A 14,846-nucleotide genomic window follows, 5' to 3' on the forward strand; every position below is an offset into this window, starting at 1 on the left:
TAAAATCTAAAATCTAAAATCTAAAATCTAAAATCTAAAATCTAAAATCTAAAATCTAAAATCTAAAATCTAAAATTACTCTTCCTCCTGCATCCAAGTCGATGGTTCTTCGCTCCATTCCTGCAAAGTCGACTGTTGATCTTCGGTAATGTATTGTTTTTGAACCGCTAAGTCTAATAAATTTTCGTAATTACTCAACGTATACAAATCGATATTTGCATTTTTGAAGTTCTCTTCGGCAACGCCAAAACCGTAGGTAAAAATCGCCGCCATACCTTTAATGTTAGCACCTTCGTTGCGTAAAGCTTCTACAGCCATTAAACTGCTGTTTCCGGTACTAATTAAATCTTCAACGACAACCACGTTCTGACCTTTTTGCAAAAAGCCCTCAACCTGATTTTGTCTTCCGTGTTTTTTTGCTTCCGGGCGCACATATACGAACGGCAATCCAAGGCTTTCAGCAACAAGAATCCCAATTCCAATAGCTCCGGTTGCAACTCCGGCAATTACATCTGGTTTCCCAAATTGTTTCTCAATATTCTTCGCAAACTCGTCGCGAACGTAATTTCTTATAGCCGGAAATGAAAGAATTAACCTATTATCGCAATAAATAGGAGATTTCCATCCAGAAGCCCATGTAAAAGGATTTTCTGGATTCAATTTAATTGCATTTATTTGCAAAAGTAATTCGGCTGTTTTTTCGGCAGTATCTTTATTAAAAATCATAGTACAAATGTATAAAGTTTTTGTGAACGACAAACCACTTTTTTTGACAAATGAAATCTCAAAAGAAACCGATTTTCAATTGTTCTTGTTAGAGAGTATTGATATTGAGCATCTTATAGTGAAAATGTTTCAAAATAAAATTCAAAAGGCTTATTTGTATTATCCTGATGAAAAGGAAATCATGAAGACCTTAAAGGCTAAAATTCCCGTAAATAAAGCGGGTGGAGGACTTGTTTACAATAAAAAAGGAGAAGTTTTATTCATTTTCAGAAACGGAAAATGGGATTTACCAAAGGGCGGAATCGAAAAAGGTGAAGAAATTGAAGACACCGCCATGCGCGAAGTCGAAGAAGAAACCGGCGTTGGTAAACTCAGAATCACAAATAAACTCGAAAAAACCTATCATGTTTTTAAACGCAACGGAAAATACAAACTCAAAATCACGCATTGGTTCGAAATGCAATCTGATTTTGAAGGAACTCCCGTTGGTCAGGAAAACGAAGGCATCGAAAAAGTAGCCTGGCTAAACCCCGAACAAATCAAAGAAGCCCTAAAAAACTCTTACGAAAACATCAAGTTACTTTTTGAAGAAGAGAATACTTTTCAATAACAATAACAATTACAATATCAAAAATCAATATCAATTGCAATTTAAAAAAATTGATATTGATCTTTGCAATTGAATTTTGACATTGATGTGGGCATGCTGCCACCAATTAAAAAAAGGCCTAATCAACTTTGCGTTCATTAGGCCTTTTTTTAATTACTGTTGGGCTTTCGCTGCTACTTCTGTAGCTTAGCTCTATCCCTCATGCGGAGCTACGCTTTGTGAGTGGTTTTGGTTTCAAGTTTCAGGTTTTTGATATATCGCGAGGGTTGGGAAATGGAGGCCAGAATTTTGCGTTCACGAGCTGGACGCTCGCGCTAGCAATCTAATTTATTAAATGATTTTATACTTTATTCAAATCACTAATATTAATCCAGCCTTTTGTTATCTTTTTACCGAAATAGGTACAGAATGCTTTGCCGTTTTCGATTTTTTCAATACAAACAACATCGCCTTTTACTAAATATATTTTTGTCTGATTAACGTTTGACTGATCTTTATAAAAGAAAGATTTCGGTTTATCGATATACCCAATTTGCGTCCAGTTTGTTTTTTTTTCTAATGTGAATTCTTCGGGTTTATCAGCAAAATGCTGTACATTCCAGCAACCTCCATGCTCTTCGGGAAGTTTAATTTTTATGGTTTTATTATCTATTATTTCAATTGTACCAGAAATCATATCACCTTTCTTATCTTCCGGATAATAGGTTTTAATTGAGAATTTCTTTCCCGTTACTTTTCCCTCGATGTAAAAAATACAGGAAAACTTAGGGTTTTGGGTTTGTTCATCCAAACCCGTATAATTTTCAAAATAACCCGTAAGAATATTAGACGATGCATCAAAAGAAAGTTTCATTCCATAACCATAATCGCCCGAAATTAATTTTTGTCCGGATGATACATTGGCAAAAAGTAAAATCAAAAAAGTTACTACAAGTTTCTTCATAATCTGAATGTTGATTTTTATTATTTTAGTTTAAGAATTATTCGTTTAAACTTTTCAAATGTTTAATATAATTATCCAGCAAACTTTGAATTTGCTGCGAAGCAACCGGATTGGCAGAATGAACATTAAATTTTAGATTCTGTAAATCAAGTCCAGATTCATAAACTAGCCATTTTGCAGCCGCATAACCATCTTCGGCAATAATGTCATTTTCATCCAATCCCAGATCATTATCAAAACTAATTAATTCCGGAAGTCCATTTTCAATAATTACTTTTTTGAAATCATGAAAATTTCGAACGATTACAAAATCATCATCTGTCAGGTTTTTGTAAACCATTTTGACATCTCTTATGTCGTCGAGAAAAAGTTTATATGACATTTATATTGCGGGTTTAATTATCTTAATATCCATTTAATTTTGTCAAAAGATTATTCTCATTAAAAACAGCGGTTATTTTATTACCATTTTTTTCTGATGTCAATTCATTTCCGTTTTCAGATATTTCATAACCTTTATCAACTAAATAATTGGCAAAAGCGGTTTTATGGTTTACTACATCAAAAGAGGAAATCAATTCAGGAAAAACAGTCGAAATTCTCGCCATTTCTTCACTTTCAGATTTATCAATCATATCAGAATCTATAGTTAAAACCATAGTTCCTTGCCCGTAATTAGCAAGATAATAACAACTTGAATTAAATAATTCTGAAGCAATCATTCCAATTAAATGCAAATCATTTTCAACAGCATCAAATTGGGGTATTTTTAATAAATCGATATTATTTTCTTCGCCATATTTTTTTAATGAAAGCGCTTTTTCCATTATAGCTTCAGAATAACCGCCAGCCTTATTTTCCCAAATCCAAAGCCAGGTTTCAGATGAATGCGAAAAAGAACCTAAAACATTAATTGAAAAAGTCAGATCTCCAAAATAGATTTCTTGTTTTTGCATGTCTACATTCCAGGAATTCTCTCCAATTACACTAAAAAGATTTCGTTGTTTATCTAATGCTATGGCACCAAATTTTTCAAGAAAATCATTTTCATCTGTAAAATATTTTACATTTTCAATTCCGTTATTTTCTTTAGAATTGTTTTGTGTTTTTTTTGTATTGAATAAATTATTGAATAATCCCATAATTAAGTTAGTGTTTGATTGAGTCTTTTGTCTGACTTCGTTGTTATTAGGCTTTAATAAAATTTTTTGAATTAAAGGCAAATTAAGAATTTAATCTTTGTCAAAGTTCAAAACTTTGACAAAGATTTCCACACAAAGCCCACAAAGTTAAAGGCAAAGCTTTGCGAACTTTGCCTTTTCCCAACACAAACCAGGAAAAAAAACTTTGCGAACTTTGCGGTTAAAAAACGTAGCAATTAAAACCTACAAAACACGATAAACAGGATATTGCATATGCGCCTTTTCATAATAAACAGAATGTTTATAAATCCAGTCCAACTGTGCTTCAGCGTTTTTAGCAAATTCGCGGTCGTTTTGTTTTTTGGTTTCTAATTCGGCTTTCAATTGCGGATTTTCTTTTAATAATTTAGCTGCTGTATCTTCAAAAATATATTCAGAATAATGCTCTTTTTGCTGTAAAATCGGATCGAAGAAATTCCAGTTAAAGAAAGAATCAACACCTTCGGGTTCAAAAGCTTCAACTAAATATTTTACGCCTTTTTGATTTGTTGGAACTAGGTAATCGCCTTTGGCAAAAGTCATTTTTGTAATTTTAGAGCTAACCTTTGTATTTCTATGAATATAATGGCCTTCATAAGCATTTGTAGCTGTTTTAAAATCGGCAATTCTATAACTTTCAACTTCAATAATCGTATCGTTTTTAAGTTGTTTAAACGAGATATTATTGTTCTTTAAAAGGTCAATAATATTCCAATAACCTCTCGGAATGATATAAGCAGAAGGCATAACAACATCTTTTACCGATTTGAATTCTTTGATATATGGAACATCTTTTTTATAAGGTTTGCTTCGGTCATAATACAAACGATTTCCCGTTGTGGCTTCGCTTTTTTTGTAACCCGCTTCATATCCTAAAAACGAAAAAGTCGTTGCTTTTGTACTGTCCAGTTCCCATTGCAACGTGTATGTTTTTTTAGGCTGATATTGTTCGAGGTTTTTCACTCGAAGCTCTTTTATCTTTTGGTAATTGGCATCGGTAAAATCCATTGTAGATTTCATGTATTCATACGTCATTTTTACACGTTCGGCATATTTTTTCAGCATATGCGTTTCTACCACAAAACCAATCGTATTAAACAGCGAAGTATAACCCGTTGTATATCGCGGACTATCCACAAACTGTCCAAAACCTTTGTCTGGCGTATCTTTAAAAGAATCTACATAAGGCGTGGTTTCGATTTTCTTTTGCTGTAAATCTTTCACCAAAGCCGGCATCATTTCGTTATTCATAAAATCGCCCAAAACCGTTCCCAGTTTATTATGCTGCGTCATAATATAGGTTAGTTTATATTGATAATCAGAGCCATTACTGACATGATTATCGATAAAAACATCTGCATTTATTTTCTGGAAAATCTCCACAAAACTCTTTGTATTTCGAGTATCAGATTTCATTAAATCGCGATTCAAATCGTAGTTTCTGGCATTTCCTCTAAAACCATAAATTTCCGGTCCGTCCTGATTGGCTCTTGTGGTTGAATTTCTGTTTAAAGCACCTCCAATATTATAAACCGGAATACAAACCAAAACGGTGTTTTTTGGAGCTTTCATTTTGCCCGTTGCTAAATCTCTGTAAAATTGCATGGTAGCATCGATTCCGTCAGGTTCTCCGGCGTGAATTCCGTTATTGATAAAAAGAACCGCTTTATTTTTTTGGATTTTCTCAAAATCAAATTCCTTTTCAGGATTATAAACCACCATATGCAAAGGTTCACCGGAATCGGTCAAACCCATTTCTTTCATCTGAATCGTTGGGAAATCATTAGCCAAAAGCTTGAAATAGGATATGGTTTCAGCATAAGAAGCAGATTGGTTTCCGTTTCCTTTCTCAAAAAAAGTATCGTATTTTTTATTGTTTTGAGCGAAAGTAATTATGGTGAAAAGTGAAATGAGAAATGTAAAAAGTTTCATGGTTTTGGTTTTAATAGAAAAGTCAAATATAAAGTTTTATTTGTTTCAGGTTTAAAATTTGAAATGCCGGGTGTTTTTTTACCGCAGAGTTCACTAAGTTTTTTATAGGAAATTGTGTTGATAAACACAGAGATCGCAAAGCTTTGTGAATATAACTTTGCGAACTTTGCCTTAGCCAAGTAAATACGTACAGCTTTGTGAACTCTGCGAAAAACCTTTGTAAACTCTGCGGTAAAATTGTTTCAGGTTTAAAGTTTGAAATGCTGGTTGTTTTTTTTTACTGCAGAGTTCGCTAAGTTTTTTATAGTAAATTGTGTTGACAAACACAGAGATCGCAAAGCTTTATGAATATACTTTGTGAACTTCGCCTTACCAAGATTAATACGTACAGCTTTGTGAACTTTGCGAAAAACCTTAGCGAACTCTGCAATTAATTTTTTTATTAGCATTTCAACTTGAAACCTGAAACAAAGAAAACTTGAAACAAATTTACTTACTTTTGCAAAATGAATAAAAATCACCATTCCAATAATATACTTTTGAATTTAGGCATTGAAAGCCTGAACGAAATGCAAGAGGTTGCTCAGGACGCAATTTTGAACGATAATAATGTTTTACTGCTTTCTCCAACGGGATCAGGAAAAACATTGGCTTTTTTGCTTCCGGTTTTAGAATTATTACAGCCTGAAATTCTTTCTGTTCAGTGTTTAATTTTAGTGCCTTCACGTGAATTAGGTTTGCAAATCGAGCAGGTTTGGAAGAAAATGGGAACGCAATACAAAGTGAATATCTGCTACGGCGGACACTCTATTGATACTGAAATCAAAAATTTAAGCAATCCTCCGGCGGTTTTAATTGGAACTCCGGGCAGAATTGCAGATCACATCGACAGAGACACTTTTCGTACCGATAAAATTCAGACTTTAATTCTGGACGAATTTGACAAATCATTGCAATTGGGTTTTCATGAGCAAATGTCTTATATCATTGGTAAATTAACCAAACTAAACAAACGTGTTTTGGTTTCGGCGACTTCAGATATTGAGATTCCGAGATATACGAGAGTTATAAACCCAACGGTTTTAGATTTTATTCCTGAGGAAGAAGAAAAAGCAAATCTTTCGATGAAAATGGTGATTTCGCCAGCCAAAGATAAATTAGGAAGTTTATTCAGTTTACTTTGTTCGCTGAAATCAGAATCGGCTATTATATTTTGCAACCATCGCGATGCCGCAGAACGTATTAGTGATACCTTAAACGAAAAGGGAATTTATTCTACTTACTATCACGGCGGAATGGATCAGGAAGAACGTGAGCGTGCGTTGATTCAGTTTAGAAATGGAAGTATGAGTTACTTAATCACAACAGATTTAGCAGCACGTGGACTGGATATTCCCGAAATGAAACACGTAATTCATTATCATTTGCCCTTAAAAGAAGATGAATTTACACATCGTAACGGTCGTACGGCACGTATGCAGGCTTCTGGAACGGCGTATATTATCATCCACGAAAGTGAAAAACAATTAGATTACATTGATTACGAAATGGATGTTTTGAATGTAGAAAATGCAACTACTTTACCAAAACCACCGGAATATCAAACTATTTACATTAGTGGAGGAAAGAAAACAAAACTGAATAAAATTGATATTGTTGGTTTCTTTTCTCAAAAAGGGAAATTGGAAAAAGGCGATTTAGGTTTGATCGAAGTCAAAGATTTTATTTCGTTTGCTGCCGTAAAATACAATAAAGTTAAAGACTTGCTTAAAAACATAAAAGACGAGAAAATGAAGGGGAAAAAGTTTAAAATTGAAGTTGCCCGTAAAGTTGTGAAGAAAGAAGAAGAGCGTTAAATTTTAAAAGCAATGACTTTTTTTAATTAAATGCACGCACTTCGTAGTTAAAATTTTGAATATAATTTATTGATAATTAAAAAGTTGCGATGTTTTTGCTTTGAGTTGAAATAAATTTAAACAAAAATCACAATTTATTGTTAATAAAAGAGTGTTTTTAGAAGTAATTTTTCATAATTTCGGCGTTTATTATAGTAGTACAAATTAACCCCAAATTCCGTTATGAAAAAGATTATTACCCTTGCCACTTTGTTCTTTAGTGTTGTTTCGTTTGCACAGATTAAGGTTCTTGAGACTGTTCCTGTTGAAAAATTAGGAAAAGTAAATAACAACTATATTCAAAAAATTGGAGATGAATATACTGTTTATTATACAAGTATTCAAAACGATGACGACTCTTCACCAATGAGAAAGTTTTCATTTAAAAATGTAAACAACGATTACAATAGCCTTTATAGTATTATCATGGGAGGCTTTACTGCAAGCCCTTTGTATGATATTAAATTAGAATTACCTAATAACTATATCTGGTTGCATTACACAGGAAGTGTTCTTCCTGAGAAAGCTACAGTTCAGTTTATGGTTTCGAGCAAAGAAGCTACTTCTGCAACAAGCAGTGTTTCTGAGCCATTCGTAAAAGATCAGATCAATAAATTATTCCAAAAATAATTTACTTCAGTATAAACTAAAAAAGGCTATTCATATTTTGAATAGCCTTTTTTGTTTAGTTTCAGGTTTCAAGTTGTAAAACTTTGTCCCTTTGCAACTCTGAACCTTTGAACCTCAAAAGTTATATTTTCTTTACGTACTGCGTAATAATCACAATTTGCTGTCCATCAACTTTTCCTTCAATATATTCAGCGTTTTCGTGATCTAAACGGATGTTGCGTACAGCAGTTCCTTGTTTGGCCACCATACTTGATCCTTTTACTTTTAAATCTTTAATTAAAACAACAGAATCTCCGTGTTCTAAAATTACGCCATTGCTATCGCGATGAATCAATTTGTTTTCATCATCTTCGCCTTCTCCGGTTGCTTGTGCCCATGCAAGAGTATCTTCATCCAAATACATCATGTCCAATAATTCCTGTGGCCATCCTGCAGCACGCATACGGCTTAACATTCTCCAGGCAACAACTTGTACAGCAACGTTTTCATTCCACATGCTGTCATTAAGACATCTCCAGTGATTTAAATCTACATTATCAGGGTTTTCAATTTGGTCTATACAAGTGGCACACGCAAGGATGCTTTCATCAATACCACCTTTTTGAGTTGGCAATACCTGATATACTTTTAGGTTTTCTTCTGCTGCACAAAGTTCACATTTAGATCCGCTACGTTTGTTTAATTCTCTTTCGATGCTCATTATTTTTGTTTGTTTAAAAATGCGAAATTACTTATAATTGCTTTCGCGTGCAAGTTTATGTTTTGGAGTTGGTATCAACCTTAATAATTGATTTTATTATGGTTTTATTCTAACTATTTTGCCATCTTTTAAGACAATTAATTCGCTATTCATTTTCTTTTTGAATTCAATTAATTTATCATAAACTTTATCCATTCCTTCCAAAATTTTAGTTTGGTTTTCTGTCCTTTTATGAATTTTCATTATAGTACTTTTTAAGTTTATTGAATTTAATTTCGTTAACAATATTAATCTCAGCGTCTAAAATTTTTTCAGCAATCAATTCAGGTTTTCCTCCGGAATTATCAAAAATCATGACTTCGTCAACTATTGGAAGATAAATTTCAAATAAGTTTTTTATCCCATTTATATATCTTCTATGAACAACATCTGTTTCGATATTGTGGCCGCCTTCCAAAACTCTTGTTTTAACTCTTTCAACAGCTAAATCAACATTTTGCAGCCAAAAGAAAAGAAGGGTAACTGTGTAACCATTTTTTTGAGCTTCAATGACTTTTGATTTGTAACTTTTGGTTGCTAAAGTTGTTTCAAAAGCAAAGTTTTCTTTAATTATAAAAAGTTCATTTATACGATTTAGCATTATTCTGCCAGCTTCAAAAGATACTTTTTCAGGTTGAAATGGTGATAATCCTTTTGCAATTTCATCAGCATTTACAAATTCTTTACAATTTAAAATTTCCGGAAGTATAGTGAAAGACGCAGTAGTTTTTCCAGCTCCGTTACAACCTGCGATTATGTAAAGATTTTTATTCATATTAATGCAAATATAATAATTTGAAATTGTAAATAATTTTTTACTTCTTCGCCCTAACCGCATCCGGAACCAGCATTTCGTATTCACCGCCATTTCGTAATACATCACGAACAATGCTTGAGCTTATAAATGAAGTACTTGCAGCGGTTAATAAAAAGACAGTTTCTATTTTAGAAAGTTTTCTGTTGGTGTGTGCAATGGCTTTTTCGAATTCGAAATCGGCTGGATTACGCAAACCTCTTAAAATAAAATGGGCTTTTTGTTTTTTGGCTAAATCTATCGTTAAACCTTCATAAGTAATGACCGATATTTTTGGTTCATCTTTGAAAGTTTCTTCGATAAAACGTTTTCTTTCTTCAAGTGAAAACATGTATTTTTTTTCAGCATTGACACCAATTGCGATTACGATTTCATCAAAAAGTGAAATTCCTCGTTTGATAATATCTTCGTGACCAAGTGTAATGGGATCAAATGATCCGGGGAATATGGCTTTTCTCATTTTTTTTTAGGTTCAGAGGTTCAAAGTAGCAAAGGTTCAAAGTTTTTTATTTAATAAATTAAAATGTTTGAAGCTTTGCTGTTTCTTTTTTGAATTTGGAATTTATCCTGATAACTATCGGGATTGGAATATATTTTACGTTATCCTGAGTGTTTTTATTGCAGGAACCCATTCCTCTTTTTTACAGACTTTACAGCTGGCAGTTCCGGGTTTTTGTTCTTCGGTATGACCACAAAAAGTACAGGCATGGATTCCATCGGTTGTAATGATTTTACTTTTTTCATTGAATGCAGCTGGCAAAATTGGCAAACCAAATTGGACATCCTTATCTTCATAAAAAAATACGCTTACTTCTCCGCTGGTTTCTATAAAAGCATGTTTTACCTGACCCAAATGTTCGATGGATCGTATACGAAGTTCTGAGAAAAATTCATCCTGCGCCAAAGTTTCTTTTTTGAAACTCGATATAGAAAATTTTCCGTCCTGGATTAAACATTCGGTTTTTCCTTCTATAAATTCTTCAAATTTTTTACTTTTTCCGGTAAGCCAGGTTACTGCGCGGTATAAAATAATGATGGTCAAGAAAACAATTGCTGCTGGTATAATTCCTACATCTTCATAAAACATTGGATCGCCTGCTGCTGATCCAAGTGCGATAATAATTACAGTTTCGAAAATAGATAATTGTTTTACACCTCTTTTACCGGCCAATTTTAGCGTAAGCAGTAAAATAGTAAACATTACAGTTGAACGAAATATTACTTCCAGAATAAAAATTTCGGGAAGCTCGTTAAAAAATAGTCTATTCCATTCAAAGATTTCTTTCATTTTTTTTAAGATGCTAAGGTTCTGAGATTCTAAGTTACTAAGTTTTTTGTGTAGAAAGCAAAGTTTTAAAAAACAAAGGTGCTAAAATCTTAGAATCTTAGCACCGTAGTATCTTAGCTTATTTTAAGCAAGCGCTAACTCAATTGCATTGGTGAATAAATCTTCAAGAGAAATTCCGGCTGCTTTGGCTTGTTGCGGAATCAAACTTTCGGTTGTTAAACCCGGAATTGTGTTCATTTCAAGCATATAAGGTTCGTTGTCTACAATAATGAATTCGCTTCTTGAGAAACCTTTCATTTTTAAAACTTCATAAGCACGTTTGGCAGTTTCGCCCACTTTTTGTGTTAGTTCGTCAGAAATTCTTGCAGGAGTGATTTCTTGTGATTTTCCTTCATATTTTGCTTCGTAATCAAAGAAATCATTGTCAGAAACGATTTCTGTTATTGGTAAAACCTTAATTTCTCCTTTGTAATTGATTACGCCAACAGAAACTTCTGTTCCGTCAAGGAAACTTTCTATGATGATTTCGTTGTCTTCTTTATAAGCGACTTCAATTGCGATTGGCAATTCGGCAGCGGTTTTTACTTTTGAGATTCCGAAACTTGAACCGGCTTTGTTTGGTTTTACGAAACATGGTAAGCCTACTTTTTTAACGATTTCGTCTGTATTGATTTCATCGCCTTTATTTAAGTAGTAAGAAATTGCCGTTTTGATTCCGTATGGTTTTAAAACCGATAATAAATCGCGTTTGTTGAAGGTAAGCGCCGATTGATAATAATCGCATGATGATTGTGGAATCCCTAACAACTCAAAATATGCCTGCATTAGTCCGTCTTCTCCCGGAGTTCCGTGAATGGCATTGAAAACACAGTCGAAAGTGATTTTTTTTCCGTCTACTGTAACAGAGAAATCATTTCTGTCGATTGGAAATTCAGCGTCATTTTGGTCTACATAAACCCATTTTTCCTTGAAAATATGAATACGGAATCCGTTGTATTTTGTTTTGTCAAGATATTGATGTACTACGTTTCCTGAGATAAGTGAGATTTTATATTCGCTTGAATATCCGCCCATTATGATGGCTATGTTTTTCATTTTTTATCGTTTAATCGTTTATTTGTTTTGTTGTTTAATCGTTTTTTTTGCCACGAATTTCTCGAATTTTCTCGAATTTTTTATTCTCATTTTTGTCAGACTGAGCGGAGTCGAAGTCCGCGCAAAGTGATTCAGCAAACGGGACTTCGACTCCGCTCAGTCTGACAACTATAGTCGCTCTACTTTGTCATTTTGACTGAGGAGAATCACACTAGTAATTTCGTTTGCTGCGTAAATTCAGTGCGTTGCTCTCTGGATGTGATCCCTCGTTCCTCGGAATGACAAACTGTGTGTTCTCATGAAACCTAAAACCCTAGCCCAGATGGGAGCGGCATACTTTTTCTGGCTTCTTTAGCCAGGAAAAGATACAGCGGACAGCAGGAAACAGCTCCTAATCCTAACTCTTCGACTTCGCTCAGAGTGACAGAAGAAATTCCAAATTTTGAAATTGCTTCGCCTGTTCACTATCGCTCGGGTCCAAATTCCATTTTTTTTAATATTTGGTAATATAGTATTACTACTATTATTAATATTACTTAAAACAAAATTATCATTTTTTTTGAAACGAAATAGCTTTATCTTTGCGACAACTAAAAATAAATTTATGAGTTTACGTAAGTATTTAACTAGCCGTGTGTTTTTTTTACAAGTATTGGGTGCGGCTGCTATTATTGCCGTTTTAGGTTATTTGTTTATGCATTGGCTGACTTTTACCACTGATCACGGACATGAAATTACGGTTCCGAATTTGTCTAAACTGACAGAGGAGCAAGTAGAATCAAAATTGGATGAATTAGATCTGGATTATGTGCTTTTGGATAGTGTTGATTACCGAAGCGGATTTCCTAAATACAGTGTTGTTGAGCAAGATCCGTTGCCGGGAACGAAAGTAAAAGTAGGTCGAAAAATATATATTAAAATCAATGCTTCCGGTTTTTCTTCTGTTAGAATTCCGGATTTAATCGAAAAAACGTATCGTGAAGCGGTTCCTACTTTGAAAGCTTTAGGGCTTGAGGAGGGAACGATTACTTATATTCCGAACTTAGGAAAAGATATGGTTTTGGAGATGCGTTATAAAGGAAGAAACTTAAAAGTTGGAGATCGTGTATTGAAAGCTTCTAAAATTGATTTGGTTTTAGGAGACGGAAAAGCGACTTATGTAGATGAAAGTCAGGCGACAGATAGTACAGCAGTGCCTGCAGAAACCCCAGAAGATGAACAATAATATTGAAAATTTAGATCTGGAAGACGAATTATTCGAACATTTTAGATTTGAGGTCCCTAAAGGTCAGGCGCTTTTGCGTATTGACAAATATTTAATGAATTTGATTCAGAATGCGACCCGAAATAAAATTCAGAATGCCGCAACTGAAGGAAACATTTTTGTAAATGATATTCCGGTAAAATCAAATTATAAGGTAAAACCTTTTGATGTAGTAACAGTTATGTTATCGCATCCGCCGTTTGAAAACCATATTCTGCCGGAAGATCTTCCGTTGAATATTGTGTATGAAGACGACGCACTTTTACTGATTAATAAAGAACCGGGAATGGTTGTGCATCCAGGTCACGGAAATTATACGGGAACGCTTGTTAATGCTTTGGCGCATCATTTTGATAATTTGCCAATGAACAGCAGCGAACGTCCAGGATTAGTGCACCGAATTGATAAGGATACGTCCGGACTTTTGGTTGTTGCCAAAACGGAAGCGGCTATGACGCATTTAGCAAAACAGTTTGAAGCCAAAACGTCTGAACGTGAATATATTGCTCTTGTTTGGGGAAATGTTGCCGAAGAAGAAGGAACAATTGAAGGAAATCTTGCAAGACATTTGAAAGATCGCATGCAAATGGCGGTTTTTGCTGATCCCGAAATTGGTAAACCTGCCATTACGCATTATAAAGTTTTGGAACGTTTTGGTTATGTAACTTTGATTTCCTGTAAGTTAGAAACGGGAAGAACGCACCAGATTCGTGCGCATATGAAACATATCGGGCACCCGTTATTTAATGACGAGCGTTATGGTGGTCATTTGATTTTGAAAGGAACTACGTTTACAAAATACAAACAGTTTATAGAGAATTGTTTTAAAGCGTTGCCACGTCAGGCTTTGCATGCTAAAACACTTGGTTTTGTGCATCCAAATACGGGCGAAATGATGCGTTTTGATACTGAATTACCTCAGGATTTTCAGGATTGTATTGAGAAATGGCGCAACTACGGAAAGTCGCATAATATTGAAGACGAGGAGAATTAATTAGATAATTTGTCAATTAGGCAATTAGATAATTTTATATAAACACGAATTCCACTAACTTACACGAAAATTAATCTGTGTAAATTAGTGGAATTTGTGTTTTAATTTATTGTTTATTGAATCGTTTTAATCCTCAAATCAATTATTTTAGCTTCTCCGTTTGTTATAAATCCCAGTTTTCCTTTTTGGCTCAAATTGCTTTTTTCGAGAGAGCATTCTAGTGTGGTTTCGTTATCAACGGAATAGAATAATTGATTATTTATCACTTTTATTTTTACAGCGTACCATTTATTGTTTTCTAATTTTAATGCTTTTTTAAATAAAGTTGGTCCACCTCGTTTGTTGTATTCATCGCTTCCTTTTTTGTAAGTGCCTTTACCGATTACGATATTTTGATCGATTTGATAGAGATAAGTTCTGATGTAATTTTCTTTATCGATGTTTAACATGACTTCAAATAAAGATTCTTTTGTCATGTTTACTTTAAAACTGATTTCATAGTTTTCAGGAAGTTGTTTTTTAGATTCTATAACGCCCCAATGCATTGGCCCTCCGGTTCCTGTTAAAGTATCACTTGCAAGAATCCATTCTTTGGAATTAAAATTCCATTCTGATTTAAGTTTTGAGGTATTTGTTATTTTATATTCTTTTTCTCTAGTTGAAATTGCTGCGCAGGAAAAAATTAATAACACTGTTGTTATTAGTATGAGGTGTTTAAAATTCATTTATGTGTTT

17 protein-coding genes are annotated in these 14,846 nt (G+C 33.7%); 5 read left to right on the forward strand and 12 right to left on the reverse strand.

All coding sequences use genetic code 11. From position 1 onward, the window contains the following. Nucleotides 1-75: 75 nt before the first annotated feature. Complete coding sequence (gene pyrE / locus SD960_RS21015) at nucleotides 76-726, reverse strand: orotate phosphoribosyltransferase (RefSeq protein WP_318805827.1); 651 nt, start codon at nucleotides 724-726, stop codon at nucleotides 76-78. A gap of 7 nt (nucleotides 727-733) precedes the next feature. On the opposite strand from pyrE, the gene SD960_RS21020 reads away from it, so the two are divergent. Then, the gene (locus SD960_RS21020; RefSeq protein ID WP_318805828.1) at nucleotides 734-1,336 is read left to right on the forward strand and encodes an NUDIX hydrolase; all 603 of its coding nucleotides are present in this window, start codon (nucleotides 734-736) and stop codon (nucleotides 1,334-1,336) included. A gap of 340 nt (nucleotides 1,337-1,676) precedes the next feature. Here SD960_RS21020 and SD960_RS21025 read toward each other — a convergent pair whose 3' ends face one another. The 4 genes from SD960_RS21025 to SD960_RS21040 all read right to left on the reverse strand — a co-directional run bounded on the left by SD960_RS21025 (nucleotide 1,677) and on the right by SD960_RS21040 (nucleotide 5,392). Beyond that, the gene (locus tag SD960_RS21025) at nucleotides 1,677-2,279 is read right to left on the reverse strand and encodes a hypothetical protein (RefSeq protein ID WP_318805829.1); all 603 of its coding nucleotides are present in this window, start codon (nucleotides 2,277-2,279) and stop codon (nucleotides 1,677-1,679) included. 37 nt (nucleotides 2,280-2,316) lie between these two features. Next, nucleotides 2,317-2,661, reverse strand: a complete 345-nt coding sequence (locus SD960_RS21030) for a cyclic-phosphate processing receiver domain-containing protein (RefSeq protein ID WP_318805830.1) — start codon at nucleotides 2,659-2,661, stop codon at nucleotides 2,317-2,319. 22 nt (nucleotides 2,662-2,683) lie between these two features. Then, a complete protein-coding gene (locus SD960_RS21035; RefSeq protein ID WP_318805831.1) occupies nucleotides 2,684-3,421 on the reverse strand; it encodes a DUF6882 domain-containing protein in 738 nt (245 codons plus the stop codon). A 243-nt stretch (nucleotides 3,422-3,664) separates the two neighbouring features. Next, entirely contained in the window at nucleotides 3,665-5,392 is a 1,728-nt protein-coding gene (locus SD960_RS21040; RefSeq protein ID WP_318805832.1) for a M14 family metallopeptidase, read from the reverse strand. 506 nt (nucleotides 5,393-5,898) lie between these two features. Between SD960_RS21040 and SD960_RS21045 the strand changes: the two genes are divergently transcribed. Both SD960_RS21045 and SD960_RS21050 read left to right on the forward strand, forming a co-directional pair. Then, entirely contained in the window at nucleotides 5,899-7,248 is a 1,350-nt protein-coding gene (locus SD960_RS21045; RefSeq protein ID WP_318805833.1) for a DEAD/DEAH box helicase, read from the forward strand. 222 nt (nucleotides 7,249-7,470) lie between these two features. Then, the gene (locus SD960_RS21050) at nucleotides 7,471-7,917 is read left to right on the forward strand and encodes a hypothetical protein (protein WP_042564278.1); all 447 of its coding nucleotides are present in this window, start codon (nucleotides 7,471-7,473) and stop codon (nucleotides 7,915-7,917) included. A gap of 121 nt (nucleotides 7,918-8,038) precedes the next feature. Here the strand turns inward: SD960_RS21050 and SD960_RS21055 are convergent, their stop codons facing one another. The 6 genes from SD960_RS21055 to SD960_RS21080 form a co-directional block, all read right to left on the reverse strand. Next, on the reverse strand, nucleotides 8,039-8,617 hold the full coding sequence (locus SD960_RS21055; RefSeq protein ID WP_318805834.1) for a PhnA domain-containing protein: 579 nt from the start codon (nucleotides 8,615-8,617) through the stop codon (nucleotides 8,039-8,041). Between the two features lie 96 nt (nucleotides 8,618-8,713). Beyond that, nucleotides 8,714-8,860 (reverse strand): hypothetical protein, encoded by a 147-nt coding sequence (locus SD960_RS21060; RefSeq protein WP_318805835.1) that lies wholly within the window; start codon nucleotides 8,858-8,860, stop codon nucleotides 8,714-8,716. Continuing rightward, nucleotides 8,847-9,431 carry a zeta toxin family protein gene (locus SD960_RS21065; RefSeq protein ID WP_318805836.1) on the reverse strand — a complete coding sequence of 195 codons (585 nt, stop codon included), beginning with the start codon at nucleotides 9,429-9,431 and terminating at the stop codon, nucleotides 8,847-8,849. The genes SD960_RS21060 and SD960_RS21065 overlap by 14 nt, the downstream gene beginning before the upstream one ends. A 40-nt stretch (nucleotides 9,432-9,471) precedes the next feature. Then, the gene (coaD, locus tag SD960_RS21070) at nucleotides 9,472-9,930 is read right to left on the reverse strand and encodes a pantetheine-phosphate adenylyltransferase (protein WP_318805837.1); all 459 of its coding nucleotides are present in this window, start codon (nucleotides 9,928-9,930) and stop codon (nucleotides 9,472-9,474) included. A 135-nt stretch (nucleotides 9,931-10,065) separates the two neighbouring features. Beyond that, nucleotides 10,066-10,758, reverse strand: a complete 693-nt coding sequence (locus tag SD960_RS21075) for a DUF421 domain-containing protein (protein WP_318805838.1) — start codon at nucleotides 10,756-10,758, stop codon at nucleotides 10,066-10,068. 123 nt (nucleotides 10,759-10,881) lie between these two features. Further along, a complete protein-coding gene (locus SD960_RS21080) occupies nucleotides 10,882-11,853 on the reverse strand; it encodes a D-alanine--D-alanine ligase (RefSeq protein WP_318805839.1) in 972 nt (323 codons plus the stop codon). A 604-nt stretch (nucleotides 11,854-12,457) separates the two neighbouring features. Between SD960_RS21080 and SD960_RS21085 the strand changes: the two genes are divergently transcribed. Together SD960_RS21085 and SD960_RS21090 are read left to right on the forward strand one after the other, a co-directional pair. Continuing rightward, on the forward strand, nucleotides 12,458-13,078 hold the full coding sequence (locus tag SD960_RS21085) for a PASTA domain-containing protein (RefSeq protein WP_318805840.1): 621 nt from the start codon (nucleotides 12,458-12,460) through the stop codon (nucleotides 13,076-13,078). Beyond that, complete coding sequence (locus SD960_RS21090) at nucleotides 13,068-14,111, forward strand: RluA family pseudouridine synthase (protein WP_318805841.1); 1,044 nt, start codon at nucleotides 13,068-13,070, stop codon at nucleotides 14,109-14,111. The genes SD960_RS21085 and SD960_RS21090 overlap by 11 nt, the downstream gene beginning before the upstream one ends. 113 nt (nucleotides 14,112-14,224) lie before the next feature. On the opposite strand, the gene SD960_RS21095 is transcribed toward SD960_RS21090, so the two are convergent. Then, nucleotides 14,225-14,836 carry a hypothetical protein gene (locus tag SD960_RS21095; protein WP_318805842.1) on the reverse strand — a complete coding sequence of 204 codons (612 nt, stop codon included), beginning with the start codon at nucleotides 14,834-14,836 and terminating at the stop codon, nucleotides 14,225-14,227. Nucleotides 14,837-14,846: the final 10 nt, after the last annotated feature.

Origin of the sequence: Flavobacterium sp. MMLR14_040 (assembly GCF_033657265.1) — a bacterium.
Taxonomy (GTDB): Bacteria; Bacteroidota; Bacteroidia; order Flavobacteriales; family Flavobacteriaceae; genus Flavobacterium.